This is a genomic window from Natrononativus amylolyticus, from assembly GCF_024362525.1.
In the GTDB taxonomy this organism is placed as follows: Archaea; Halobacteriota; Halobacteria; order Halobacteriales; family Natrialbaceae; genus Natrononativus; species Natrononativus amylolyticus.
In genome coordinates this window covers 1,111,444-1,135,962 of the sequence record NZ_CP101458.1, presented here as the reverse complement: position 1 = coordinate 1,135,962, position 24,519 = coordinate 1,111,444, and the positions used below count along the sequence as shown (strand labels likewise).

General features: G+C 67.1%; 26 protein-coding genes. 16 read left to right on the top strand and 10 right to left on the bottom strand.

What is annotated here, in order from left to right; translation table 11 throughout:
- Nucleotides 1-10: 10 nt before the first annotated feature.
- Entirely contained in the window at nt 11-1,096 is a 1,086-nt protein-coding gene (locus tag NMQ11_RS05895) for a saccharopine dehydrogenase family protein (RefSeq protein ID WP_255170483.1), read from the bottom strand.
- 443 nt (nt 1,097-1,539) lie between these two features.
- Between NMQ11_RS05895 and NMQ11_RS05890 the strand changes: the two genes are divergently transcribed.
- From NMQ11_RS05890 to NMQ11_RS05860, 7 genes are all read left to right on the top strand, one after another.
- Nucleotides 1,540-1,926, top strand: a complete 387-nt coding sequence (locus NMQ11_RS05890; protein ID WP_255170482.1) for a DUF7971 family protein — start codon at nt 1,540-1,542, stop codon at nt 1,924-1,926.
- A 74-nt stretch (nt 1,927-2,000) separates the two neighbouring features.
- Nucleotides 2,001-2,468 carry a hypothetical protein gene (locus NMQ11_RS05885; protein WP_255170481.1) on the top strand — a complete coding sequence of 156 codons (468 nt, stop codon included), beginning with the start codon at nt 2,001-2,003 and terminating at the stop codon, nt 2,466-2,468.
- Nucleotides 2,469-2,530: 62 nt separating this feature from the next.
- Complete coding sequence (locus NMQ11_RS05880) at nt 2,531-3,640, top strand: glycosyltransferase (protein WP_255170480.1); 1,110 nt, start codon at nt 2,531-2,533, stop codon at nt 3,638-3,640.
- 130 nt (nt 3,641-3,770) lie between these two features.
- Nucleotides 3,771-4,121: a hypothetical protein gene (locus NMQ11_RS05875; RefSeq protein ID WP_255170479.1), complete on the top strand. Its 351-nt coding sequence runs from the start codon at nt 3,771-3,773 to the stop codon at nt 4,119-4,121.
- A 58-nt stretch (nt 4,122-4,179) separates the two neighbouring features.
- A complete protein-coding gene (locus tag NMQ11_RS05870; protein ID WP_255170478.1) occupies nt 4,180-4,467 on the top strand; it encodes a ubiquitin-like small modifier protein 1 in 288 nt (95 codons plus the stop codon).
- Between the two features lie 64 nt (nt 4,468-4,531).
- On the top strand, nt 4,532-4,795 hold the full coding sequence (locus NMQ11_RS05865; protein ID WP_255170477.1) for a MoaD-like domain-containing protein: 264 nt from the start codon (nt 4,532-4,534) through the stop codon (nt 4,793-4,795).
- A 1-nt stretch (nt 4,796) separates the two neighbouring features.
- Nucleotides 4,797-5,171, top strand: coding sequence for a DUF8048 family protein (locus NMQ11_RS05860; RefSeq protein WP_255170476.1), 375 nt, complete (start codon nt 4,797-4,799; stop codon nt 5,169-5,171).
- A 3-nt stretch (nt 5,172-5,174) separates the two neighbouring features.
- Here NMQ11_RS05860 and NMQ11_RS05855 read toward each other — a convergent pair whose 3' ends face one another.
- The 4 genes from NMQ11_RS05855 to NMQ11_RS05840 all read right to left on the bottom strand — a co-directional run bounded on the left by NMQ11_RS05855 (nt 5,175) and on the right by NMQ11_RS05840 (nt 8,317).
- The gene (locus tag NMQ11_RS05855) at nt 5,175-5,507 is read right to left on the bottom strand and encodes a hypothetical protein (RefSeq protein WP_255170475.1); all 333 of its coding nucleotides are present in this window, start codon (nt 5,505-5,507) and stop codon (nt 5,175-5,177) included.
- A 107-nt stretch (nt 5,508-5,614) separates the two neighbouring features.
- Nucleotides 5,615-6,652 carry a CAP domain-containing protein gene (locus tag NMQ11_RS05850; RefSeq protein ID WP_255170474.1) on the bottom strand — a complete coding sequence of 346 codons (1,038 nt, stop codon included), beginning with the start codon at nt 6,650-6,652 and terminating at the stop codon, nt 5,615-5,617.
- 108 nt (nt 6,653-6,760) lie between these two features.
- Entirely contained in the window at nt 6,761-7,681 is a 921-nt protein-coding gene (locus NMQ11_RS05845) for an alpha/beta fold hydrolase (RefSeq protein WP_255170473.1), read from the bottom strand.
- Nucleotides 7,682-7,687: 6 nt separating this feature from the next.
- On the bottom strand, nt 7,688-8,317 hold the full coding sequence (locus NMQ11_RS05840) for a metal-dependent hydrolase (RefSeq protein ID WP_425607703.1): 630 nt from the start codon (nt 8,315-8,317) through the stop codon (nt 7,688-7,690).
- A gap of 147 nt (nt 8,318-8,464) precedes the next feature.
- Between NMQ11_RS05840 and NMQ11_RS05835 the strand changes: the two genes are divergently transcribed.
- The 6 genes from NMQ11_RS05835 (at nt 8,465) to NMQ11_RS05810 (ending at nt 14,621) form a co-directional block, all read left to right on the top strand.
- Nucleotides 8,465-9,751 carry a DUF2238 domain-containing protein gene (locus NMQ11_RS05835; RefSeq protein WP_255170471.1) on the top strand — a complete coding sequence of 429 codons (1,287 nt, stop codon included), beginning with the start codon at nt 8,465-8,467 and terminating at the stop codon, nt 9,749-9,751.
- A gap of 335 nt (nt 9,752-10,086) precedes the next feature.
- Nucleotides 10,087-10,956, top strand: a complete 870-nt coding sequence (locus tag NMQ11_RS05830) for a CPBP family intramembrane glutamic endopeptidase (protein ID WP_255170470.1) — start codon at nt 10,087-10,089, stop codon at nt 10,954-10,956.
- The gene (locus NMQ11_RS05825) at nt 10,953-11,987 is read left to right on the top strand and encodes an ABC transporter ATP-binding protein (protein WP_255170469.1); all 1,035 of its coding nucleotides are present in this window, start codon (nt 10,953-10,955) and stop codon (nt 11,985-11,987) included. Before NMQ11_RS05830 ends, NMQ11_RS05825 begins: the two co-directional genes overlap by 4 nt.
- A complete protein-coding gene (locus NMQ11_RS05820; RefSeq protein WP_255170468.1) occupies nt 11,984-12,757 on the top strand; it encodes an ABC transporter permease in 774 nt (257 codons plus the stop codon). Before NMQ11_RS05825 ends, NMQ11_RS05820 begins: the two co-directional genes overlap by 4 nt.
- A gap of 59 nt (nt 12,758-12,816) precedes the next feature.
- A complete protein-coding gene (locus tag NMQ11_RS05815; protein WP_255170467.1) occupies nt 12,817-13,755 on the top strand; it encodes an ABC transporter ATP-binding protein in 939 nt (312 codons plus the stop codon).
- Nucleotides 13,752-14,621: an ABC transporter permease gene (locus NMQ11_RS05810; protein WP_255170466.1), complete on the top strand. Its 870-nt coding sequence runs from the start codon at nt 13,752-13,754 to the stop codon at nt 14,619-14,621. The genes NMQ11_RS05815 and NMQ11_RS05810 overlap by 4 nt, the downstream gene beginning before the upstream one ends.
- 71 nt (nt 14,622-14,692) lie before the next feature.
- On the opposite strand, the gene NMQ11_RS05805 is transcribed toward NMQ11_RS05810, so the two are convergent.
- The 4 genes from NMQ11_RS05805 to NMQ11_RS05790 all read right to left on the bottom strand — a co-directional run bounded on the left by NMQ11_RS05805 (nt 14,693) and on the right by NMQ11_RS05790 (nt 19,294).
- Nucleotides 14,693-16,612: an aldehyde ferredoxin oxidoreductase family protein gene (locus NMQ11_RS05805; protein ID WP_255170465.1), complete on the bottom strand. Its 1,920-nt coding sequence runs from the start codon at nt 16,610-16,612 to the stop codon at nt 14,693-14,695.
- A 150-nt stretch (nt 16,613-16,762) separates the two neighbouring features.
- Nucleotides 16,763-16,951, bottom strand: coding sequence for a DUF1328 family protein (locus NMQ11_RS05800; RefSeq protein WP_255170464.1), 189 nt, complete (start codon nt 16,949-16,951; stop codon nt 16,763-16,765).
- A 244-nt stretch (nt 16,952-17,195) separates the two neighbouring features.
- Complete coding sequence (locus NMQ11_RS05795) at nt 17,196-17,363, bottom strand: hypothetical protein (protein ID WP_255170463.1); 168 nt, start codon at nt 17,361-17,363, stop codon at nt 17,196-17,198.
- 65 nt (nt 17,364-17,428) lie between these two features.
- Nucleotides 17,429-19,294 (bottom strand): bacterio-opsin activator domain-containing protein, encoded by a 1,866-nt coding sequence (locus NMQ11_RS05790; RefSeq protein WP_255170462.1) that lies wholly within the window; start codon nt 19,292-19,294, stop codon nt 17,429-17,431.
- Between the two features lie 107 nt (nt 19,295-19,401).
- Here NMQ11_RS05790 and NMQ11_RS05785 point away from each other — a divergent pair, with 107 nt between their 5' ends.
- The 3 genes from NMQ11_RS05785 to NMQ11_RS05775 all read left to right on the top strand — a co-directional run bounded on the left by NMQ11_RS05785 (nt 19,402) and on the right by NMQ11_RS05775 (nt 21,304).
- Nucleotides 19,402-19,596 (top strand): HVO_0649 family zinc finger protein, encoded by a 195-nt coding sequence (locus NMQ11_RS05785; protein ID WP_255170461.1) that lies wholly within the window; start codon nt 19,402-19,404, stop codon nt 19,594-19,596.
- 68 nt (nt 19,597-19,664) lie between these two features.
- Nucleotides 19,665-20,759, top strand: coding sequence for an archaeosine biosynthesis radical SAM protein RaSEA (locus NMQ11_RS05780; protein ID WP_255170460.1), 1,095 nt, complete (start codon nt 19,665-19,667; stop codon nt 20,757-20,759).
- 176 nt (nt 20,760-20,935) lie between these two features.
- The gene (locus tag NMQ11_RS05775) at nt 20,936-21,304 is read left to right on the top strand and encodes a hypothetical protein (protein ID WP_255170459.1); all 369 of its coding nucleotides are present in this window, start codon (nt 20,936-20,938) and stop codon (nt 21,302-21,304) included.
- Between the two features lie 52 nt (nt 21,305-21,356).
- Here the strand turns inward: NMQ11_RS05775 and NMQ11_RS05770 are convergent, their stop codons facing one another.
- Nucleotides 21,357-24,446, bottom strand: coding sequence for a PAS domain S-box protein (locus tag NMQ11_RS05770; protein ID WP_255170458.1), 3,090 nt, complete (start codon nt 24,444-24,446; stop codon nt 21,357-21,359).
- Nucleotides 24,447-24,519: the final 73 nt, after the last annotated feature.

The window sequence follows — 24,519 nt, the reverse complement described above, 5'->3', positions numbered from 1 at the left end:
AATCCTCAGCTTAGGCTTTGACCAGTTCCGGCGTCTCACGGTGATGAAAGCGGAGGTTTTCCTCCATTCGCTTTCGTACGTCAGAGAGTTCGAATAACTCCTCGACGTGGTGAACCCCTGGCGGGTACTCGCTGGAGTAGATTTCCTCGGCGATGACCGCCGCGAACCGTCCGGTGTTTATATTGACGCCACGCCCGGTGGCCGCCGCCTCCAGCGTCACTGGTTCTCCACCTCGCTCGCCCGAGACAATAACCTTGAAGGCAATCACATCCGATCCGCTCGATCCGCCCATCACTTGTTTCATGGCGGATCTGACGAACGAGAAGCGGAGCAACTTCCAGAATCCCACGCGCGAAAGCGCATGCATCATCCACGTCGTGAACCGCGAATCGGTGCAGGTTCGGTGCGAGACGCGTTCCAGTCCCAGCGTGCGCGGGAGGACGTGGGGCTCCGGAAACTCGTATCGATACGCCCGGTGTTGACCGAGGTCGTCGGGGAACGTCGTCGTCTTGCCGTCCGTGAACGGTCGATATCGCTGTATCGAGCCGTCCTCGGGGATCACGATGTCCTCAGCCATGTGATCCAACATCAGGTCGTTGAGGGTGTCTCCGTGCTCGTTACCATCCCCGATCATGATGTAGATCTCTGCTCGCTCGGCCGAGCCCAGTTGCGATACACAGTGTTTGACGAGGAGATTCGTCAAACCGGGCGAGAGGCCGACGCTCAGTAGCGCAGTTGCCCCACGAGATTCCGCCAGATCGTCGAGGGGCTCCACCAGGGAGAGAAAGGAGTAGAGTTCGGTGATATCGACGTAATGGGTCCCGGTGTTGAGACACGCCTCGACGAACGCGGAATTCTCCTGTGGGACACAGACGACGACCAGCTTTACGTCGTCGAACAAGTCCTCGTCGGCGTCGCGGGTGATGTCCACTTCTCGCGGGAGGACTGCACCGTTCGTCGTCTCAGCAAATGCCCTGGCCTTTTCAAGATCCCTGCCAGCGGCGACGACCCGACCCGGAACTGCCTTCGCCAGCTCCAGACAGACGTGGCGCCCGACCTGTCCATACCCCCCGATCACCAAGATGTTTTGCTTCATAACCTGGTCTGCTATTCAGTAGCACGGAACAAGAGATAAGTGTTCATTCACCGCCCGTGACTACTGCACGGCTAATTCGTCTTGTTTCCGCTTGATTTGTGGGATACTATCAAGCCAGTTGATGTGTGGATTGACTGTGTTTATCGCGCGACCCTGGCAGAAATATGTCAGATGGCGTATCGAGCCAATCCCTGAGGATCCTGTATCGACCGAATCGAGTAGCCCCTAATCTCGGTACCGTCCGTGCCACAGTCGCGCCCTGTATTCAGCACGGTCGCTGAATCCTATCACTCATTAAGGATTTCAACATAGCCGGCTCTGAGTATTTCGTCACGCCCGAACGTGTGAGTGGAATCAACAGCGGTTCACTCACCGGTTGACGCGTGACGGAATACCGAGCGCGAAGACGTACTTTCTTCATCCGTGCGCGCCTACCGACGGCCATGGACGACGTGTCACTCGGCGTACCGCGACAGGTTCTCGAGCGACTGCCCGAGGAGGACGGCGACGCGGCGATGGACATGCAACAGGCCGTCGCCGGCTGGGAGGATCGGCTCAACCGGGCGATCGACGGCGCCGACGACGACCGGGAGGCCGCCGGCTACGTCCTCGACGCGATCGACCGCTTCGAGGAGCGCCTCCAGACGTACGACGACCTCGTTCCCGAACTCCGGGCGTGGGGACAGTCGCCCATCTACGCCATCGCGTGGCGGACGCTGTACGCGGACGTGATCGCCCAGCTGTACGACCACGAGGGGCTCGCGCCCCACCTCGACCGCGAGCGCAACGCTCGACTGGTCGAAGACGGCATCCGGCTCCGGGACCTGTAGCGGCGCCTCGAGGCGGGTATCCGCGGTTCGGAAAACCCACAACGATTTTGCTTCCGGAGTTGCTAGAGGAACTCGTGCCGCCGAACGACGACGTCCCCGGCGTCGACTGGGTAACGAAGGCCCGGCGACGCGTCCTCCCGACGGTCCACCGGATCAAAGCCCCGCTGGGCGGGTTCGCCCAGTGTACGATGCACCCCTCCGAGTACGTCGGAACCGTCCAGCGGGAGTTGACCGAGTTTCGCCCCGACCTCGAGGCGATGGAGTTCGCCCCCGAGCCGATCGCCTCGCTGAAAGTTCACAGCGACGGCCGTGCCTCCGCCGGCAGCTGGGTTCGCCGGAGGTCCGCGCTCGCCGACTGGCAGCTCCACGTGACGCTGTTTCAGGACGGACGCGACGCCGTCGAGGTGTTCGCCCACCGGGAGTACTCCTGGCTTCGCCACCCGTACAAACACTACACAGCGGAGGGGTGGGACACGACCGGCGGCGTCGAGCGGATGCGCTCGCTGCTCAGCGACCACGGCGTCTCGTTCCGGGTCGACTGACCCAGGTGCCCGCCGGATCGGCAAACGAACGGCTTACCACGCAGTTCGTCGAACCCCCCGACATGTCTCGGACAGAGACGGTTACGGCGTTCACCGATCTCTACCTCCCGACGGTCAACGGCGTCACCTACACCGTCAAACTCTGGCGCGACCGCTGGCGCCGACAGCGGACGGCGATGCCGGTCGTCTTCCCCCGAACGGACGGCTACGAGCCCGGCCCCGGCGAGCACCCCGTTCGCAGCGTCCGCGCTCCGGTGTACTCCCAGTACCGGCTGGGGCTGCCGACGATCCCGGCGGGCCTCGAGACGCCCGACCTCGTTCACGTCCACACCCCCTTCACCCTGGGCTACGCCGGCGTCCGCTTCGCCCGCGACCGGGACGTGCCGGTCGTCGCCTCCTACCACACGCTGCTGGGCGAGCGGGCGACCCAGCTCGCCCCGCCGGGGATCGCCGGCGGGCTCCGCAGAACCTGTCGGAGCTACGAGCGCGGCTTCTTCGAGCGGGTCGACCACGTCGTCGCGCCGACGGCCTTCGCCCGCAGCCACCTGCTCGAGCACGTCGACGCCGACGTCGACGCGACGGTCGTCTCGAACGGCATCGACACGGACTTCTTCCGGCCCGTCGATCCGACGGCGTTCCGCCGGCTCCACGACCTTCCGACGGACCGACCGATCGTCGGCTACACGGGCCGTCACGGCCACGAAAAGAACTTAGCGGAGGCGATCGACGGCGTCGCCGGCACCGAGGTCACGCTCGTGCTGGGCGGGGACGGGCCCGCCCGCGACGACCTCGAGGCACACGCCGCGGAGACGGGCGCCGACGTCCGGTTTCTGGGCTTTCTCGAGCGCGAGGACCTTCCGGCCTTCTACTCCGCGCTCGACGTGTTCGTCTTCCCGAGTCCCGTCGAGACGCAGGGACTGGTCGCCCTCGAGGCGACCGCCTGCGGAACGCCCGTCGTCGCCGTCGACGAGGGCGCGCTCACCGACTCCGTCATCGAGGGCGAAACCGGCTACCGCTACCGGCGCGGCAGCATCGGCGACTTCCAGTGGGCGCTCGCGCGCAGCCTCGAGGAGAACGACCGGCTGTCGGACCTCTGTCGGCGCCGGCGGGCGATGCTGTCGGTCGACCACTCCCTCGAGCAGCTGGCGGAGATCTACGACGCCCTCGGTTGAGAGGGACTGTCGTCCCGATTTACCGCCGGTCGCCCGCTCGGAATCGGCGACCGGCGGTACCTGACTCCACCGCTCCCTCTGTGCGGTCCCGGAAGCGAGCATTCAACTGGTCGCCGCGTGAGGTCCGGCCATGGAACACACCGTTTCTCGAGCCGCGACGGCGCTCGTCACCGTCCGCGAGGGGACCGATACGACCGCCCGCGCGGCGGCCAGCGACGAACTCGCCGCCCGACTCGAGGGTCTCGCGGTCGAGTCTGCCGCTGTCGACTGGGAGATCACCGACGCGGCGGTGTACGAACACCCCGCAGGCCCCTTCGAGCCGTACACGGTTCGCGTCTCGGTCACCGCCACCGCGGTCGTCGACGCCGCCGACGAGGCCACAGCCGAGCGGGCGGGGACGGCCGCGATCGACGACGCGCTCGCGGCCGCCGACCTCGAGGAACTCGAGGTCGGCGGCGGGGCCACCGTCGAGGCGGGCTAGTCGTTCGAGGGGCGGCCGATCGCCCGCACTTATGTCGTCGCGCGCCGACGGATCGGGCATGGAACTCGATCTGCGATTTTTCGCGACCTTCCGCGAGGCCGTCGGCCAGAAGGATCTCACCCGCGAGTTCGACGACGACGCCACCGTCGGCGACGTCCTCGCGAGCCTCGAGTCGACGTACGACGGTCTCGAGGGCCAGCTCCTCGAGGAGGGGGCGATCCGTCCGCAGCTGAGCGTCCTGAAGAACGGCCGCGACGTCGTCCACATGGCAGGGGTAGAGACGGCGCTCGAGGAGGGCGACCGCCTCTCGGTGTTTCCGCCGGTCGCGGGCGGCGCCTCGCGGTAGCGAAACGGTTTCGAGAACCGCTACCGAAGGCGGCTTTATGCGACCGCGGATCGAACGCGACGGTATGGACACGCGCATCGAGCGCTCGTTCCGGGGAATTTCGGAGCGGCTCGCGCTTCGCTACCTGACGAACCTCGGCGGCGAGCGGGTCGCGGACGACCGCGTCGAGGGGCCGGACTGGAAGGCCCGGCTCTCCTCGGAGACGGTGGAGATCGGGCCGTCGCTGACGCTGACCGAGGTGACGGTGGTGTTCGAAGCGGACGACGCCGCCGCGCTCGAGGCGCTGATCGAGGACTTCGCGCAGAAAGCGATGCGCGCCGGTGGCTGAGATGGCCGGCGATCCGATCGACGGGCAGGTGCTCGTCCTCGCGGGGGCGAAAGCGAGCGTCGCGCCGTCGCGGCTGCCGTCGCTGGTCGCCCGGGTCCAGGAGCGACTCGCGCCGGAACTCGAGTCCTACCGGCGAGCGTGCGAGTGCGTCCACGAGGACGCCGACCGCGCGATCTTCCTCGTCGAGTGGGGCCACTGGGCGGACCTCGGCGACCGATTCGACCTCGAGCCCCGGGACCGGTCGGCGGTCAGGCGAGCCCACGAGGAGCAGCTACGCCGCGTCGGCCGCCGCGACGATCGGGAGGACGAGTTCGAGACGGCCCTCGAGATCCGCGAACCGGTCGTGATCGGCGTCGGTGGCGAGTCGACCGCGTGAGCGTCACGGGTCCTCGTCGATCACCTCGACGATCCGCGTCCGCTCGAGGGTCTCGATCCCGCCGCCGCGGCGCAACTGGAGGTCCTCGCCGGGCAGGTCGTCGGACGTCTCCTCAAGGTCACGCTGGGGGACCGATATCGCGGCGACGTCGTCGTAGCTCACCGCCCGGCGCAGGATCGTCTGCCCGTCGTAGGTGGTGCGTTCCCACCCCTCGTCGGCCGCGAGGTCGTCGGCGTCGAAGTACTCCTCGGTGTCGTGATCGGGGTCGACGTCGCCCCCGGACCGGACCGTCTCCTTGGCGTCGTCGTGTCGGTACTGGTGGACGTGTACGAGCATGTGGGTCCGTACCACGGTCGGCGTGTTAACGGTTTCCGCTTCTCGTGCCGGGGTGGACTCGAGGAGGTTGTCGGTCGCCGCTCGAGGCCCCCACCTGAGAGCGGCGCTCAGTTACAGTCGGTGCCGAAGTTCTGGGTCGCGTAGAGTTCGCCGTCGTCGATCGCGACGCCGATCCCTTCGCTATCCCACCGCTCGCTCAGGATGTTCTCCCGGTGGCCGTCGCTGTCCATCCACTGGGCGACGCTCCGCTCGGCGATCACTGCGGGCGACTCCTCGCCGTGGCCGTTGTACAGGATGTTCTCACCCCAGGCCTGACAGGAGATTCCGGCCGCGGCGTACCGGTCGCCGACGGTTTCGCCCTCCGGCGTGGTGTGTGAGAAGTAGTCGCGATCGGCCATGTCCTCGCTGTGGGCGCGTGCGACGTCCGCGAGGTCGTCGTCGAACGCGAGTGCCTCGAGGCCGTGGTCCGCTCGCACCTCGTTGATCTCGTCGTGGATCGCGTGTTCGACCGCCGTCGCGTGGCTGCGCTGGTCGTCCTCGTCGTCCGCGTCGCCAGCATCCTCGTCGCTATCCTCGTCCGCCCCGTCGCCCGAATCGTCGTCAGCCCCGTCATCACCATCCTCGTCGGTGCCGTCACCGGCATCCGCCTCGTCGCCGTCATCGTCGGCGCTATCGCCGTCGCTCTCGTCGGATTCCGGTTCGTCAGCGCTATCGCCGCCACCGGCGTCATCGCGGGGTTCGTCCTCGCCGGGATCACCATCGTCGGAACCGTCTCCGTCGCCGTCAGCGTCGGCCGGTTCGTCACCGTCGCGCTCGTCGGACTGGTCGGTCGGTTCGTCGGCCTCGTCGTCACCGAGTTCCGGTGACTCCACCAGCCCCGTGAACACCGCCTCGAGCCAGGAAACCGCTACCGACGGCAACTCGAGGGTAACCGAGATGGCCCGGTCGTCGACCCACGACGAGAGGTCGAGGACCACCTCGGTCGTCTCGAGGTCGGCGTCGTCGCTCGCGTTCGTCGCGTAGTCGGCGTCCACCGACCCCGCACCCGCCGCCGGCACGAGAAGTCCGGCGGCGAGGATGCCGACACAGAGCAGCAAGAGTCCGGTTAGCGCGCGTTGCCTGCAGATGCTGTGATCGCCTGCCATGCAGGTTATCCGTTATTTCATCGGTTCATGAATGTTTTTGGCGGTGAATCTAATAAAATTTCACGAGTCTCACTGAATCAATCATGATCCGCCGGTGACGTGTGCCGATCAGTCCGAGAGAAACGAGCGGAGTTCCGCCGTCACGCTCTCGGGGCGGTCCGCGTGTATCCAGTGGCCGGCGTCGGGGTACCGACGAACGCGGACGTCGCTGGCGTAGCGCTCGAGGCCCTCCGTCTGTTCGACCGTCAACGCGCCGTCCCGTTCGCCCCACAGGACCAGCGTCGGCGCCTCGATCCGCTCGACGGGGTCGACGAACTGCCGGCCGACGATCGGAATCGCGCCGGGAGCGTTCTCCCGGACGGTGTGCCGGGCGAACGCCCGGTAGTAGTTGAGCGCCGACGTCAGTGCACCGGGGCGCGCCATCGCGCGTACGAAGCGACTGATCTCGTCCTCGGTGAACGCGCCGGGACGAATCGGCTCCTCGCGGAAGATGTCCTCGAGCGCCCGGTACCCGTCCGCCCGAAGGAGCGCCTCGGGGAAGCGCGGGAGCTGAAACAGCATGGCGTACCACGCGCGGGCGGCCTGCTCGGCGGAGAGTTCGCGGACGTACTTGGTCGGGTGGGGTGCGTTCAGGACGACGAGTCGGTCGACGACCGCCGGCCGAGCCGTCGCCGTCGCCCACGCGACGACTCCGCCCCAGTCGTGGCCGACGACGCGGGCACTAGCGCCGTCGCCCTCCAGCGTCTCGATCAGGCCGGTGAGATCGCCGGTCAGACGCTCGAGCCGGTAGGCGTCGACGCCGTGGGGTTTCTCGGAGCGGTTGTAGCCGCGCATGTCGGGGGCGACGACCCGGTAGCCCGCGTCGGCGAGGGCGGGAAGCTGGCGTCGCCAGGAGTACCAGTGCTCGGGAAAGCCGTGCAACAGCACTACCAGCGGGCCGTCCGTCGGCCCCGCCGCGACGTAGTGCAGGCGGAGGCCACCGACGAGGCAGTCGCGGTGGTCGACCCGGTCGTCGATCGCGCGATCCATCGGGGGTCACCCCGCGACGGTGTCGCTACCTTCGGTCGCCGGGTGAAACCGATCGGGGAGGTGACGACGAAGCGGGGCGGGAACGAGCGCGACCAGCCGCTCGGTGACGCGAACGAGCGGTTTGCGGATCGTCGCGTAGCCGACCGAAATCAGCAGTATCGCCAGCAGGACGGCCTGCACGGCGCCCTCGAAGACGAGCAGTCCGGGGACGGCGAGGACGGACGCGAGCGCCACGTCCTCCGGCGCGCCGTCGTAGCGCACCCAGCGGCGGGGCGGGAGCCACCGGCCGTGGAAGTGGCTGTAGACGGCCCGCTCGGAGGTCCGTTCCCAGGGTCTGAGCTCGAGGCCGCCGCCGAAGACGTCCATCACGGAGTGGAGGGCGGCACTCGCCAGGAACGCGGCGACGGCGACGGTTTCGACGGTCGGCCGGACGAGGGCGAGCCCGCCGACGAGGAGGGCCGCCAGCGAGTAGTAGACGGGGTAGTGAAGCGTCTTCCGGTGGCCGACGTAGAGGTCGAAATCGGGGAAGAAGCCGCCGATCAGGGCGGCGACGGCGACGACGAGGGCGAACTCCGGAGCGACGACCGCCACGGCGGCTGCGAGTGTCAGTCCGCCGATGGCGTGGGTGGTGGCCATCACAGGTACCGGGAGTAGTCCGGACGGGTACATACGTTCGTCGCGTGCGAACGCAGGTCTGCGACTCTCACCGATGCGTGCAAGCTTCACGCTTTATTCGACCGCCGTCGTACCGACGACCCACGCCGAGACCACTTCCCCGACGACATGGCCCGCACCCCTACCAGACGACTCCACGGCGAACGATCGAACGCGTACCTCTCCTGGACGGCTGTCGCCGTCGCGTTGCTCGTCGGCGGGGGCGCGATACTCACCGGCACGCTCCACGAGGCGGTGTTCGCGGCGAGCGTCGCCGCCGTCACGCTGCTCCCGGCGATCGTCCTCGACTCGCGGCGCGCCGCACTCCCCTGGGAGATCCCGGTGCTCGCGGTCGTCCCGCTCGTCGCCGCCGTTCTCGTCCCCGATTCGTTCGCCCGGCAGCTGATACTGTACGCCGGCGCGGCCCCGCTCGCGCTCGCGCTGACGCTCGAGGCCAACGCCCTCACGGAGATCCGCCTCGAGCGGTGGCTCGCCGTCGGCTTCGTCACGATGCTCGCGGCGACGATCGCCGCGCTGTGGGCGACGCTCACCTGGCTGTTCGACTCCGTCGCCGGCACGGCCATCGTTCCGAGCAACGACTGGGTGATGTGGCTGTTTATCGTCGCGACCGGCACCGGATTGCTCGCCGGCGTCGTCTTCGACCGCTACTACCGCGGGTTTCCCGGCGAGGAACTCGTCTCGGCGCCCGTCGACGGTATCGACCAGGATCGCTTCGCCGAGAAGACGGGCGCCGACGACCACCCGACGCTCGAGGAGCACCTCCCGCTCCCGACGGTCGTCCAGCGCGGACTCGTCTGGGCGATGCGCCTCGGCCTCTTCGGGATGCTCGCCTACGGCGTCCTCGCCCCGCAGTCGGAACTGATCACCAACGCGGGGCTGATGCTCGCGATCACGTTCGTTCCCACGCTACTCCGGCGGCGGTACGACCTCCCGTTCGACGCGGGACTCGTCCTCTGGGTGACGACGGTCGTCTTCCTGCACGCGCTCGGCTCGGCGTACTTCTACGAGCGCACGTTCTGGTGGCACAACCTGACCCACCCGCTGTCGGCGACGCTGGTCGGCGCGATCGGTTATGCGTTCATCCGCACCCTGGACGAGCACCGCGACGACGTCCACCTTCCACCGGGACTGGTCCCCTTGTTCGTCGTCGTCTTCGTCGCCGCCTTCGGCGTCGTCTGGGAGATCAGCGAGTTCGGCTTCGACGTGCTGGCGGCCGCCTACGACCTGACGATGCCGCTCACCCAGCACGGCCTCGACGACACGATGACCGACGTCGTCTTCAACACCATCGGCGCGTCGATCGTGGCCGCGTGGGGACTGCCCTACCTGGATCCGGTCACCGACGCGATCACGGACCGACTCGAGGGCTGGCCAGTCGTCGACTACGACGAGTGAGTCGGTAACACCCCGTCGGGACACTAACGGGATTCCTCGAGCTTCGGAGTCTGTGCTTTACTCGCTCGTCGCCTGCTCCACTCCGACTAGTTGGATTGCTGACTTTATATGCGATGACGAACCCACGACCAGTTGGAGGTGAGAAACGTGATCTTCAGTTTCAGTGTGTCGTACGACGGCGACCGATTCAGCGGGTCGTTCGCGTACAGCGGGAGCCGACTGTAAGGAGTCGACTCGAGTGACGTACGGATCGAACGGGGGGCAGCCATCTGCCCGCCGTTCGGAACGATCCTGTGGAAGTCCGAAACCGTGACGGAATTATGACATTATTTACCATGAATACGAAACACCTACCGACCAACGAACGACTCTCGACGATGGAGCGCTGGAAGGCGACGACCCTCTGTGGGGCGCTGCTCTTTCTGGTCCTTCCGCTCGTCGTCCTCCCGGGGACGATCGCGAGCCGGCTGTCCGCGATACACTCGCTTTCGGGTCCGATCGACACCGCGCTCATCGGGATCGCGCTCTCGTTGTGCGTCTTCGTCGGTCTTGGGCGGATACTCGGACTTCCCCTCTCGGACGTGTTCATACGACGCCCCACCGCAGCGACGCTTCGGTGGCTTCTGTTCGGGGTTAGTCTCGCCGTGTTCGTTCTCGCCGTTCCGCTGGCGGTCGTCGACGGCACGCTCACGCTCGAGTTCGGTGGGGGGACGCGAGTTCTTTGGGCGGTCACGGTCGCGCTCGCGCTCGCCACGTGGGCGGCGATTCTCGAGGAACTGCTGTTGCGGGGCTACCTGCTCTCGATTCTCGGCCACCAGTGGGGGTGGCCGACCGCGATCGTCGTCACGTCGGTGGTCTTCGGCCTCCTCCACAATGGGCACGCCTCCGAAACCGTGGGGACGGTACTGTACGTGGGAACGGCGACGCTCGCGGGCGTGCTGTTCGCGCTCGTGACCTACTACACGGGCAACGTCTGGAACGCCGTCGGAATCCACGCAGCGTGGAACACGCTGCTCAGTCCCGAACTGGTGGCGTTCCGTGCCGACGAGGCCGCCCGCGACACGCTACTCACGTACGTCCCGGCCGCACAGCCAGTGCTGTTCGGCGGCGAGTTCTCCGGCGTCACGGAGTCGCCGTTCACGATGGGGGTTCTTGCAGTCGGCACGGCCGGCGTGCTCGGCTACTACCGGCGGTGGTCGGCGTGACGTCACGGCATACCGCGTGCGCCCCCGGCTCCGGCGGTGGCACCGTCGAGGTCGTCGGCCTGACCAAATGCTACGGGGCCGGGAGCACGTCGGTCGAAGCGCTGTCGAACGTCTCGGTGACCGTCCAGCCGGGATCGATCACTGGGCTCCTCGGCACGAACGGAGCGGGCAAGACGACGCTCATGAAGTCCGTTCTCGGTCTCGTCACGCCCTCGGCCGGAACAGTTCGCGTCGACGGCGTCGACGTTTGCGAGCATCCCTCGGCAGCACACCGCGCTGTCGCCGCCGTGTTCGAGGGTGCCCGGAACGTGTACTGGCGTCTCACCCCCCGCGAGAACGTCTCGTTTTTCGCGCAACTGCACGGCGTTCCCCGCCGGAGCCGGCCCGACCGAGTTCGACGGGCGATCGATGCAGCCGGAATCGAAGCGGTCGCGGATACGACCGTCACAGAACTCTCGCGGGGTATGAAACAGCGGTGTGCCCTCGCCTGCGCCTTCGTCCGTGACACGCCGATCCTGTTGCTCGACGAGCCGACGCTCGGGCTGGATTTCGAATCCCAGCGTGCGCTCCTGGACGAACTCGTCAGGCTGACCGAACAGGAGGGGCGGACAGTCCTCCTCAGCAGTCACGACATGGGCGTCGTCGAACGAGTCTGTGATAGGGTCGTGGTCGTCGACGACGGGGCAATCGTCGCCGACGAGTCGGTCGACGCGCTGAAGACGGCATTCGCGACACGAACGTACTCGGTGACGCTCGAGTCGGCGGTCGCTACGGATTCGATCGCGACCCTCGCGCAGTCGTTTGACGTGGGTGAGGTCGCGCTTGTGGACGAGCGTACCCGGTTCGACGTCCTCCTCTCGGAGCCCGGTGAGGTGTACGCGCTCGTCGACGAACTCCGGCAACGCGGACACTCGCTTCGGTCGCTCGAGCGCGTCGAACCGGCGCTGGGCGAGATCTTCTCGTCGATCACGACGGGACGGGAGCAGGCGTCGCTCCCCGACGATCGGCCCGTTCCGGAGGTGAGCGGATGACCGGTTTTCCCGGACTCATCGCGGCGCTGGGAGTGCGACGCTGGATCCTCCTGAAACGGTATCCCGTCGACACGGTCGGACAGTTGGTCACGGTCGTGCTCCTGTTCGTCGTCCTGTTCCTCGGCGGTCAGTCGATCGTCGGGCCGGACCTCGGTGGCACCCTCGGCGCCGTAGTCGTCGGCTACTTCCTCTGGACGATGGCGGTGGGTGCGTACTCGTCGCTCGCCCAGACCATCTTCGTCGAAACCCAGTGGGGGACGTTCGAGCAGCTGTACGTCGCGCCGCGGCGCTTCGAGGTCATCGCGGCGGCGATGGCGGTGGTCTTTCTCCTCGAGACGCTCCTCTGGGGGAGTCTGGTGCTCGGATTCATGCTGCTCGTGACCGGTGCCTCGCTTCACGTCGACCCAGTGACGGTCGCGTTGATCGGGTTACTCTCGCTGTGCTCGGCGATCGGCGTCGGGTTCGTTATGGGCGGGCTGGCGTTGCTGTACAAGCGAATCGCGAGCGTACTCGGACTCGTACAGTTCGCCCTCGTCGGGTTCATCGCCGCTCCCGTCGCGACGTATCCTTCGCTGCACGTTGCACCGCTCTCGACCGGTTCCTACCTCCTTCGGCTCTCGATGGACTCCGGGGTTCTACTCACCGAACTACCACATGATCTGCTCGCACTGCTCGTGGTGAAAGCGGTCGTGTACGTCGGAGGAGGACTGCTCGGGCTTCGGGCACTCGTCAACGTCGCTCGGCGGCGAGGGGTGGTCGGTCACTACTGACTCCGACACACCACGTTCGAGGGTATCGGCTGACAGATACGATTCACGATACGACAACGATGACAGCAATTGAAACAACAGGACTGACGAAACGCTACGACACCGTTCCGGCCGTCACGGACGTCGATCTCAGCATCGACAGGGCAGAGGTGTACGGCTTCCTCGGACCCAACGGTGCGGGAAAGTCGACGACGATCGCACTGCTTCTCGATTACGTTCGACCGACGGACGGCACCGCCCGCGTGCTCGGACTGGACGCCAGGGAGGACGCGGTCGACATCAGCCGGCGCGTCGGCGTGCTCCCAGAGAGCTGCGAGCTGTACGAGCGCCTCTCGGGGCGGAACCACCTTGAGTTCGCCATCCGTGCAATGGGATCGAGAGACGATCCGGACTCCCTCCTCGCCCGGGTCGGCCTCGATGAGGCGGGCGATCGACCCGTTAGAGCGTATTCGACGGGGATGACACAGCGGCTGAAGCTGGCGCTCGCCCTTGTCGGCGACCCCGATCTCCTCATCCTCGACGAACCCTCGAGCGGACTGGACCCGAACGGGATCAGGCGACTCAGGGAGATCATCGCCGCAGAGTGCGAGCGCGGGACGACCGTCTTCTTCTCGAGTCACGTCCTTGAGCAGGTTGAGGCGGTCTGCGATCGCGTCGGGATCATGGTCGACGGCCGACTGGTCGTCGACGGAGAGATCGACTCGCTTCGCGACGACCTCGGGGCGGCGATGCGGCTCTCGATCGAAACGGACGAGGTTCCGCCGTCACTGGGCCCGGAACTCGAGTCGGTTCCGTCCGTCACGGACGTTCGCGTCCGCGACGGATCGGTCGACGGCACTTCGAAAGGCGGGACGGGGGTCGCCGTCACCATTGACGACCACGCAGCCAAGGTAGCGGTGCTTCGCTGCGTCGAAGCGCACACGACGGTGCGTGATTTCTCGACCGAAGAGGACTCCCTCGAGACGGTGTTCGAGCGGTACGCTCGGGAAGAGACATGACCGCGATCGACATCGCCAGGAAGGACCTCGCGGACGCGATCCGTTCGCGGGCGCTGTGGTTCGCCACCGCGATATTTACCGTCCTCATGTCCCTTACGGCGTCGATTCCGGCGTTCGTGTTCGACGATCCGAGCGCAGACGTCGGCGTGGCATTCACCCAGGGACCGGCCGTGGCGCTCGTGTTGCCGATCATCGCGATCATGCTCGGCTACCGGTCGATCGTCGGCGAGCGCGAACGGGGAAGCATCAAGTTCCTGCTCTCGCTCCCGCACTCTCGACGGAACGTGATCGTCGGGAAGCTCCTGGGACGAAGTGCGGTTCTCGCGATCGCGATCTCCACCGGCTTTCTCGTCGCCGGCGGGCTCATCACGGCGCTGTACGGCGTCCCCCCGATCGGCACGCTACTGACGTACGCCCTTTTGACGGTGCTCGCTGGAACGACGTTCGTCGCGGTCGCCGTCGGCGTCTCCGCGTTCGCGTCGACGTCGACGCGAGCGATGGCCGTCCTCGTCGGCGGGTACGTGACCAGCGTGGTGCTCTGGGAGCGGTTGCTGACCGCCGTTCACTACGTCGTCGCCGGCGACGTTCCCGGCGACGAGCCGCCGGGGTGGGTACAGCTCGCGACGGTGCTCAACCCGACCGACTCGTACAGTGCGGCCAGCACGGCCCTGCTTCCGGAAACGCCACACGTCCACTTCGACGTGAGCGAAGAGGGACTCGAGACACAGCAGGGATCGACCGTCGCCGCTCCGGAGTCGGTGTCGGTCTTCGCCGAGCCGTGGTTCGCCGTCGCCGTGCTGTTCGCGTGGATACTACTCCCGACGGTCGTCGGCTATCTTTGGTTTCGCGAGGCGGAACTGAACTGAGCGCACGGCCCACTCTTCCCACCGGTTCGCCGACCGAAAACGAAAAACGCGACGCGGATGGTCGCGGTCGATCAGTCGTCGGCAGGCGCCGCCGAATCGCCCGCGGAGACGCCCGTTCCGGGGCCGATATCGATCTCGAGCTCCTCGAGTTTCTCGTCCGGCACCACGCCGTCGACCCAGCCGCGGTGCTCGTAGTACTCTTCTTTCATCTCCTCGAGTTCGCAGTACTCGCCCTCGCTCGCACCCTGGCCGGGGATGCCGCCCTCGAGGAACCGCGCGGGCAGGGAGTCGTCCGCGCCGTCGAAGCCGGCGAGGTTGTTGTAGTAGCGCTCTAAGTTGTAGACGCGCTCGCCGGCTTCCATGAGTTCGTCCTCGGTGACGTCGAGGCCGGTCATCCCGTTGTACTGGAGGACGTACTCCTCGATGCCCTCCGCGAAGGCGTTGAACTTGCAGATGTCGAAGCTGTCGGAGATGGCGTGGAGGTCCTGGAAGGCGGCGGTGAGTTCGCCCTTGCCCTCCCACTCGTAGGGGTCGACTTTCTCGGGGATGCCGAGGATCTCGGCCGCGGGCGTGTACCCCCGGAGGTGACACGCGCCGCGGTTCGAGGTGGCGTAGCCGATACCCATCCCCTTCATACAGCGGGGGTCGTAGGCGGCGATCGTCTGGCCCTTCACCGCCAGGGAGTTGTCGTGGGCGTCCTTCCGGTCGGCGACCCGGCGAGGCCCCTCCGCCAGCAGGTCCGCGAGGTCGTCCTCGCGGCGGGCGATCCGCTCGATCATGTCGATCATGGTTTCGTAGTCGCCCCACTCGAGGTCGCCTTCCTCGAGTTTGCCCTCCTCGCTCATCTCCATGGCCATCGCCATCATGTTGCCAGTCTCGATGGTGTCGACGCCCATGTCGTTACAGCGCTCGATCATCAGTGCGATGGCGTCGCGGTCGGTGTGTCCCGAGTTGGGCCCGAGCGCGTAGGCCGACTCGTACTCGTAGGACTCGGTGCGGACGTTCATCTCCTCGCCCTTGTGCATCGTCTGCACCTCGACTTCCTTCTTGCAGGCGACCGGACAGGAGTGGCAGGTGGGCTCGTCGACGAGGATGTTCTCGCGGACGTTCTCCCCGGAGACGCGTTCTGCGTCGATGTCGGTGCCCTCGGCGTCGCGCATGCTGCCGGTGGAGGTGTACTTCCCGTTCTTCGTGGGAAGGCCGTCCATCTCCTCGCCGATGTTCATCAGCACGTTCGTGCCGTACACCGAGAGCCCGCCCTCGTTGGGCGCGGTGACGTCGGACTCCTGGATGGCCTTCATCGCCTGCTGGTGGCCCTCCTTGAACGTCTCGGGGTCGGCGGGCTGGGGCATCTTCGTCGTCGATTTCACGACGACCGCCTTCAGCCCCTTGTTGCCCATCACGCAGCCGGTGCCGCCCCGGCCCGAGGCGCGGTCGTCCTCGTTCATGATGCAGGCGTACTTCACTTCGTTCTCGCCGCCGGGACCGATCCCCATGACGCTCAGATTTTTGCCGTAGGAGCCGTCGACCTCCTCCTCGATCGCGTCACGGGTCTCGTGGAATCCCTTCCCCCAGAGGTGGGAGGCGTCCCGAAGCTCGAGTTCGCCGTCCTCGACGACGGCGTAGACGGGGTCGTCGGCCTGTCCCTCGAACAGCAGGCCGTCGAAACCGGCCCACTTGAGCCGGGCGCCCGACCAGCCGCCGTGGTGGCTGTCGGTGACGGTGCCGGTCAGCGGCGACTTGGTGCAGACGGCGATCCGTCCGGACATCGTCACCTGGGTTCCCGACAGCGGCCCGTTCATGAACGCGAGCAGGTTGTCCGGCCCGAGCGGATCGACGTCCGGACCCTGTTCGAAGACGTACTTTACCCCGAGACCGCGCGCGCCGATGTACTTCTCTGCGTCCTCGTCGTCGATCGACTCGTAGTCGACCGACCCCGAGGAGAGGTCGACGCGAGCGACGCTGTCCTGGAATCCGCCCAGTTCTGTCATGGTAAATGTTCACTATTACATTCGGTCCGGAGCCTGTTAGTCGTTCCCGACGGGGCGTAACTGGATCCGGTTACCTCTCGCAGAAATCGGAAGCCGGCTCTGCGAGACGAAGCCGCCGCTCGGTGGTACCGAACGAGCCGCGGATGGCCGTTACAGTAGCAGGGCGACGATCGCCAGCACGATGAAGATCAGCACGAAGATCCGTGCGATCTCCATCGTGATCCCGGCGACGCCGCGCGCGCCGACGGCTGCGGCGACGATCGCGAGGATGAAGAAGATGATCGCCCAGTACAGGAAGCCACCGCCGCCGAGCTGGAGTGGGGTTACGAGTTCGAGCATATTTGGTCGTACGACAGCCGGTGGCATAAACGCGGACGACCCTCCCGGACCGTTCAGTCGGCTAAGGGGTGGCTACACCTGCGGTAAGGGTGGACTTAAATCGGCCGTGACGGTCACGGCCGTAGACGGGATCGCTCGACCGCGAACGAGGGGTCTCACCGCTTTACCGATTGGCGCGTTCGATGGACTGTTGTCCGGCGTTTTCGGCTCCGGAACGGGACCGGCCACCGATGCTCGCCGGAGTTCAGTCGTGCTCCGCCGCGTCGGCGTCGTCGCCGTCCGAAGCCCGATCCGTCGTCACGACGAAGTTGCTGTGGTCGTCCGCGAACGCTGGAATCGCCGCGCCGCCGGTTGCGATGAGCGCACCGGCCGCGCCGGCGAGTTTGAGCGTCCGCCGTCGGGTCTGTGTCATGGTCTCGGTGCCCGATGTACGGCAGGCTCGCACCGGGATTAGCCGAAATCCCTACCAGCGTAGGGTCACTCGTCGCCGAAGAACGCCCTGCAGAGTTTCAGCTCCGCCGCCCGCAGGTGCTCGTGGAACGTCGGCCGGGAGACGCCCATCGAGCCGGCGAGCTCCTCCCCCGTCGCCGGTCGCGGCCACTCGAAGTAGCCGCCGAGGTACGCCAGCTGGAGCGCGGCGAACTGCCGCTCGGTCAGCTCCTCCTCGAGCCTGACTGCGATTTCCTCGGGCGCGTTTCCGGCGCCCTCGCGCGTTCGCTGCCGGAACGAGATGACGTCGGTCCCCGCGTACCGGTCTTCGATCGCCTCGACGACCGACCGAACGCTCGCGGACCGTGGAACCTCGAGGGTGGCGCGCGCGCGACCGGCCTCGGCCTCGATCGATCGCACTCCGACGCCGCGTTCGGAGAGCCATGACACGAGGTCGTCGTCGCTCGTCACCTCGAGCAGGCGGCTGTCGGCGTCCCCGCGGTCGACGAGCACCTCGAGATCGATCCCCTCGAGTTCGGCGGCTGCGGCCGCTAGCTCGGCGGCGGTTCCGCCGGTCGCGGTGAACAGCGAGGTCGTCTCGTCGCCGGTCGCGTGAACCGACCGGCGGTACTCGAGTCGACTGTCCGTCCCCGCGGTGAGCGCGACCGGGGCGATCGAGCGGTCGGTGAACTCGACGTCGACGGCGACGACCGCGTCGGTGGCGAGCATCCGGCTCGTCTCGCGGGCGTTGATCCCGCTGGCGACGGCTCGAGCCAGCGCCGAGAGGATGGTCGACTCGCGGTCGTTCACCCCGCGTTCCCCGGCGATCCGGACGGTGAGCACGCCGTACTCGACCCCGCTGTAGGCGAGCGGAAACGCGGCGATCGTGGCGCCGTCGGCGGAGGCGATCGCCGGTTCGCCGGTCGCGAGCGTCGTCACCGCCGGGTGGTCCGAGTCCGGCGCCGGCGGCTCCGGGTCGACGCCGGCGCTCGCCCGGACGTCGACGGCGTCGGTGACGGGGTTTCGCTCGCCGATCCAGACGCCGTCGTAGGCGCTCTCTTCGGCGATCCGCTCGCAGACGGTCGCCTCGAGGTTCTCCCGAGCGGTCGAGCCCGCGATCGCGCTCGTGACGTCCTGCAGGACGCCCTCGACGCGCTCGAGGAGGTACTCGAGTTCCTCCCGTCGGCGCTCGGCCTCGAGTTCGGCGACTTTGCGGGCGCTGATGTCGTTCTGGAAGCCGACGTAGTGAGTGCGCTCGCCGTCGGCGTTTCGAACGGGGGCGATCGTGACCTCGTTCCAGAACTCGGTGCCGTCCTTGCGGTAGTTTTTGAGTTCGACGGTGACGGGGCGCTCGTCCGCGATCGCCTCGCGCATGGCCGCGACCGCCTCCGGATCGGAGTCGGGTCCCTGGAGGAACCGACAGTTCCGGCCGACGACCTCGTCGGCGCTGTAGCCGGTGATCTCGCGGTAGGCGCGGTTGATGTAGACGAGCGGGTTGTCCTCTCGCGAGGGGTCCGAGATCGTCACGCCGACGGGGGCCTCGTTGACTGCCCGGGCCGTGACGGCGCGGTCGCTCGTCGAGACGTCCGCCTCGAGCGTCGCGAACGCGATCGTCGCCCCGTCCGCAGCCCGGTGGACGCGTGCGTCGAACCGGTCGTCGGCGAGCTCGACCCGGCGTGCGGTGCCGACCGTCGTCTCGGCCACCTCCTCGCGTAGGCGCTCCCAGAGCGGTCCGAGTGCGTCCGCGGCCTCGTCGCCGGACGAGAGGGAGAACGCCTCGCGGGCCGCGTCGTTGGCGTACGTTACCGTTCCATCCGCCACCGCGACGACGGGGTCGACGACGGCCTCGAGGGCGGCCATCGCCCGTGTCCCGTCGCCGATCTCACCACCGCGTTCTCGGTCCCCTGACTCCATGGCCCTACGTAGGTAGGGGAAGTGCATAAATAGACGCGATAGGGGGCCGACGTGTCCTCCGGGTAACGGACACAGGAGTTATGTGTCTTCGTGCTGTATGCTATCGTATGTCAGTACAGCGAAGCCGATCACCGTTCGAGCGACTCCGCCAGAAGTTCGACGACGGCGACCGACGCTGTCGGGAGTGTGGCTACGTCGACGCTGACGGCGGCTGGCGCGTCACCGCCGCCGGGAGCGAGGTTCGCTACCAGCGGATGTGCCCGACGTGCGACGCGGTCGAGGTCAGGGAGATGCGTCTCTGACCGCCGGCACCCGCGTCGCGAGCGAGCGAGACGAAGCCGCTTTACGCTCGTAGCCGCTTTTCCCGCTAATGAGCAAACCCACGCCCGAGGTCTACGAGCAGGGCAAGGGCATGGACGCCCACAACCAGGTGATGCGGGAGATCCGCTCGCGAAAGGAGGCGAGCTACGATCCACACGAGCCCACCCGCGTCTGGCTGGACGAGGACAACACGCCCGACGGCGTCAGGCGCAGCCTGACCATCATCCTGAACACCGGCGGCTGCCGGTGGGCCCGCGCCGGCGGCTGTACGATGTGTGGCTACGTCGCCGAGAGCGTCGACGGCGGCTCCGTTTCGCACGAGGCGCTGATGGACCAGATCGACGTCTGCCTGGCCCACGAGGCCGCCGAGGCCGACGAGCCCGCCGAGCTGATCAAGATCTACACCTCCGGCTCGTTCCTCGACGAGCGCGAGGTCGGCGCCCGCACTCGAGAGGCGATCGCCGAGACGTTCGCCGACCGTGAGCGGATCGTCCTCGAGTCCCTGCCCGACTTCGTCGATCGCGAGAAGATCGCCGACTTCACCGAGTACGGAATCGCGACGGACGTCGCAGTCGGCCTCGAGACGGCGACCGACCGGGTTCGTCACGACTGTGTGAACAAGTACTTCGACTTCGCGGACTTCGAGGACGCCTGCGCCGAGGCGGCGGTCGCGGACGCCGAGAGCGAAGCCGACGCGGGGATCAAGGCCTACCTCCTGATGAAGCCGCCGTTTCTCACCGAACCCGAAGCCATCGCGGACATGATCTCCTCGATCGAGCGCTGCGCCGACGTCGAGGGCTGTCACACCGTCTCGATGAACCCCTGTAACGTCCAGCGCTACACGATGGTCGACGAACTCTTCTTCCGGGACGGCTACCGGCCGCCGTGGCTCTGGTCGGTCGCTCACGTCCTCCGCGAGACCGCCGGTGTCGACGCCATCGTCGTCTCCGACCCGGTGGGTCACGGCTCCGAGCGGGGCCCGCACAACTGCGGGGAGTGTGACGACCTCGTCCAGAAGGCGATCAAGGACTTCGACCTCCGGCAGGACCCGACGGTGTTCGAACAGGTCTCCTGTGAGTGCGAGGCGACCTGGGAGGCCGTCCGCGAGTACGAGCGCGGGTTCAACCAGCCGCTGACCCGGTAGTGGAGTCTCGACTCGAGGCGCTGCTGCGTTCGATACGTTCCGGTGTACCCGCTCTCGCATCGGTACCGCTTCGGGCGTATCGGCCGCCGTCGGACGCGACACCGTTCTACCATCCGATAGGTAATTCGAAATAACCAATGGATACCCTCATTACTGCTGACGACGTTCCGTAGGGTATGGCTCTGGAGCGCGGTCCGGAGGGCCGCTTGCACGTTCCCGCATATCGCGACGGGTGTTACTACAACCGGATGGCCGACTCCTGTCTTATCTGTCTGTTCCGTATCGGCTCGTCGTCCTCCGTCTCGCCGGTAAAACAGCGCCTGAAGGATGCACAACGCGTCTCCGGGCACGACCTGATCGGCGAGGAACTCGTCGTTCCCACGGTCTGCGAAAAGGGTCCCGACACCGCCTACGAGTACGTCAAGGGCAAGGTCTCCGCCGTCCACACGCTCAACGGTGTGACCCCCGACATCGTCTCCGTCGAACTCCAGACGGGACCGACGGTTCACCTGGATTTTTCCCACGTCACCGCGTCGACGTCGTAAGCGGACTCGTTACCGGGACGGACCGGCGCTCCGCCGATCGTCCACCCGCCGCTCACTCGTCCGACCGGTCGGCCACCGGAACCGTCAGCCGAACGACGGTCCCTCGCGGCTCGTTCGGCTCGAACCCGAGTTCGCCGCCGGCGGTGACGACCGCCCAGTTGGCCAGCCACAGCCCAAGCCCGCTCGCGTGGCGCAACTGCGTGATCTCGCGGTCCTCCTCGAGCAGCGCCCGTTCGTCCTCCGGGATACCCGGGCCGTCGTCTGCGATCCGTATCTCCAGGGCGTCCTCGAGAACGCGGAGCGTCACGTCCACGCGCGGGGAGGGGGAGTCGGCGTGTTCGATGGCGTTCTCGAGGACGTGACGCACCGCCGTCTCTACGTGCGCTCCCGATCGAACCGTCGCGCGCTCGGGGAGCGAGCGACTGATATCGGCGTCCGGATACGCCCGGTCGAGGTCGTCGATGGCGGCGGCCGCCCGCTCGACGACGTCGACCGGTCCGGCGACCGGCGCGGTCTCGAGGGTCCGCTCGACCGCGCGGGTTTTCTCTGCGAGCCCGAGTAACTCGTCGGCTCGCTCGTGGATCGGCTCGACGTACTCGGCGGCGACGTCGTCGTCGACGATCGTCGCGAGCGTCTGGGCGTAGCCGTCGATAATGTTCATCCCGTTTCGCAGGTCGTGGCGCAGGACCCGGTTTAACACCTCGAGTCGCTTCTGTCGCTGTTTCTGCTCGGTGACGTCCGTGTACAGGCCGAACGCGCGGTCACCGTTTCGGTCGGGATCCATCGGCACGAGCCGCATCATGAACTCTCGCAGTCCGTCGGCGGTTCGTCGCTTGACCTCCGTTTCGACGGTTTCGCCCCGCCACACGCGCCGGTTGATCTCCTCGGCGTCGGCCCGCCGCTCGGGGGGAACGATGACCGAGTCGAGTCGCCGCCCGACGACGTCCTCGGCGGCGTAGCCGAAGATGCGCTCGAACGCCGGGTTCACCCGCTCGATGACCGGTTCGCCGTCGACCGGCTGGCTGCTGACGACCGCGTCCGGCACGTTCTCGAAGAGCGCGACGAACCGATCGCGCTCCGCCGTGAGCTGCGTCTCGAACGCCATTCTGTCTAACGCGTCGACGACGTGTGAGAGCAACAGCTCGGTGAGCTCCTGGTCGGCCGCATCGAACGCGCCGACCTCGTTCGACACCGCCTGAAAGATCCCATACTCCGCGATGGGGACGGTCAGCGCCGACCGGTAGCTCTCTCGCTCCGGCTCGGCCCGCTCGTGGTCGGTCAGATCGGCGACGCGGCTGGTCTCGCCGGTCCGGTAGGCCAGCCCGGCGAGCCCGTCGTTGACCGACGTCCGGTTGGTGTAGTCGTCGTCGTGGATCGTCGAGGAGACCGCGACCGTCTCGAGGTGACTCCCCCTGGCCCGGTCGACGACGCAGACGTCGAACTGCAGGACGTCCTCTGCGGCCGCGATCGTCACCTCGAAGACCTCCCGCTCGGACCGGCACTCCTCGAGCCTCGAGGCGACGTCGTGGAGCCGCTCGGTCTTTCGCTTTTGCTCGACGAGTTCACGTTCCATCCGCTTTCGCTCTCGCACGTCGCGGATCACGCCAACGCTACCGCTGATCTCCCCGTCCGATCGCAACAGCGTCGTGGTCACCTCGCACGGAACGGCCTCGCCCGCTCGCCCGACGACCTCGAGTTCGTACGTCACGACGTCCTCGATCCCGTCGACCAGAAGCTCGCGTACCGCGAGTGTCGCCCGCTCGACGCTGGCCTCGGTGAGCACCGTCGTCGCGTGTTCGCCGACGAGTTCTTCCCTGTCGTAGCCGGTGAGACTCGTCAGCGTCTCGTTGACCGTCACGAACCGCCCGTCGATGTCCAGGGCGTAGACGCTGTCACCGACCGTTTCGAGGATGGTCTTCGCTTGCTCGAGTTCGCGGTCGCGCTCGGCGCTGTCGAGGGCCGCCTCGGCGGTCGTCGCGAGCACGGTTACGAGGTGGCGGTCGACCGTCTCGAGTCGCTGGTGGCGGGGCGACGCGACGGTGAGCAGCCCGTGTGTCCCGAGCGGGCAGACGATCGTGTTTCCGACCTCCTCGTCGAGGTCGTAGGGCACGTGCTCGGACGTCAACGCCTCGACGAACGCCGGCTCCTGGCGGCTGTAGGCGTCCCAGAGTAGCCCGTCGCCGGCCTCGATCGGCGGAAGGTCGCCGTACACCTCACGGAGTTCGCCGCTGAGAGCCGCCGGGATCAGCCGCTCGCCGTCGCACGTGGCGAGTCTCACGGCGGCCCGTGGCTGCTCGATCACTTCCTCGGTGGCCGTGACGACGATCTCGGCGATCTCCTCGCGCGTGTTCGCACGCATCAGGGCTCGTCCGGTCCCCTGTAAGGCCTCGAGCGCGCTGGCTCGCTTGCGATTCCGGGTGACGTCGCGGGCGATCGAGAGCACGCTGATGACCTCTCCGTCCTCGACGAGGGGCGTGTTGATCCACTCGCAGGTGATCTCCGTCCCGTCCTTGCGCCGGTTCCGGTTGGTCGTCAGGGTGCTCTCGCCGCGGCCGACGAGCGCTTCCCAGGCCGCGAGCACCGTCTCTCGCTCGGATTCGGGAACGAGGAGGTCCGTGGCGCGTTCCTCGGTCGCTTCGGCCGTCGTGTAGCCGAACAGGTCGGTCGCGGCAGGATTCCAGGCGACCACCTCGAACTCGAGGTTCCACTCGATGACCGCAAGCGGCACCTGCTCGACGAGCAACTCCAGACGCGCCGCCGACGACGCCGCGGGCTCGCGGCCGGGTTCCGCGCCGTCGAGGATACCGTCGATGCGTGCCGCCAGCGTCGAAATCCCCTGGCCCCGCGGGACGTACCCCGCCGCGCCCGCGGCCAGAGCCGACCCCGCGAGCGCCTCGCTGCCGTCTGTGGGAAACAACACCACCGGCACGTTCGACCGCCGGGCGCGAACGAGCGAGCAGAACTCGAGGCCGCGGTCGGAATCCGCCCCGGCCCACACGACGCAGTCTGCGCGCTCGAGCGCCTCGAGACAGGCCGTAACGGATTCGACGCGTTCGGCGGTCGCGTCGATGATCGCCGACACCGCGGCGGCCAGCCCGTCTGCGGCCGGATCGACGCAGACGATGTGTGGTTCAGTCGCCATGATTCTGTGAACTCATCCGATCGGTCTCTTTTCATCTCACTGCTGTGGAGTTACTTCACTGTTTAAACTTTGG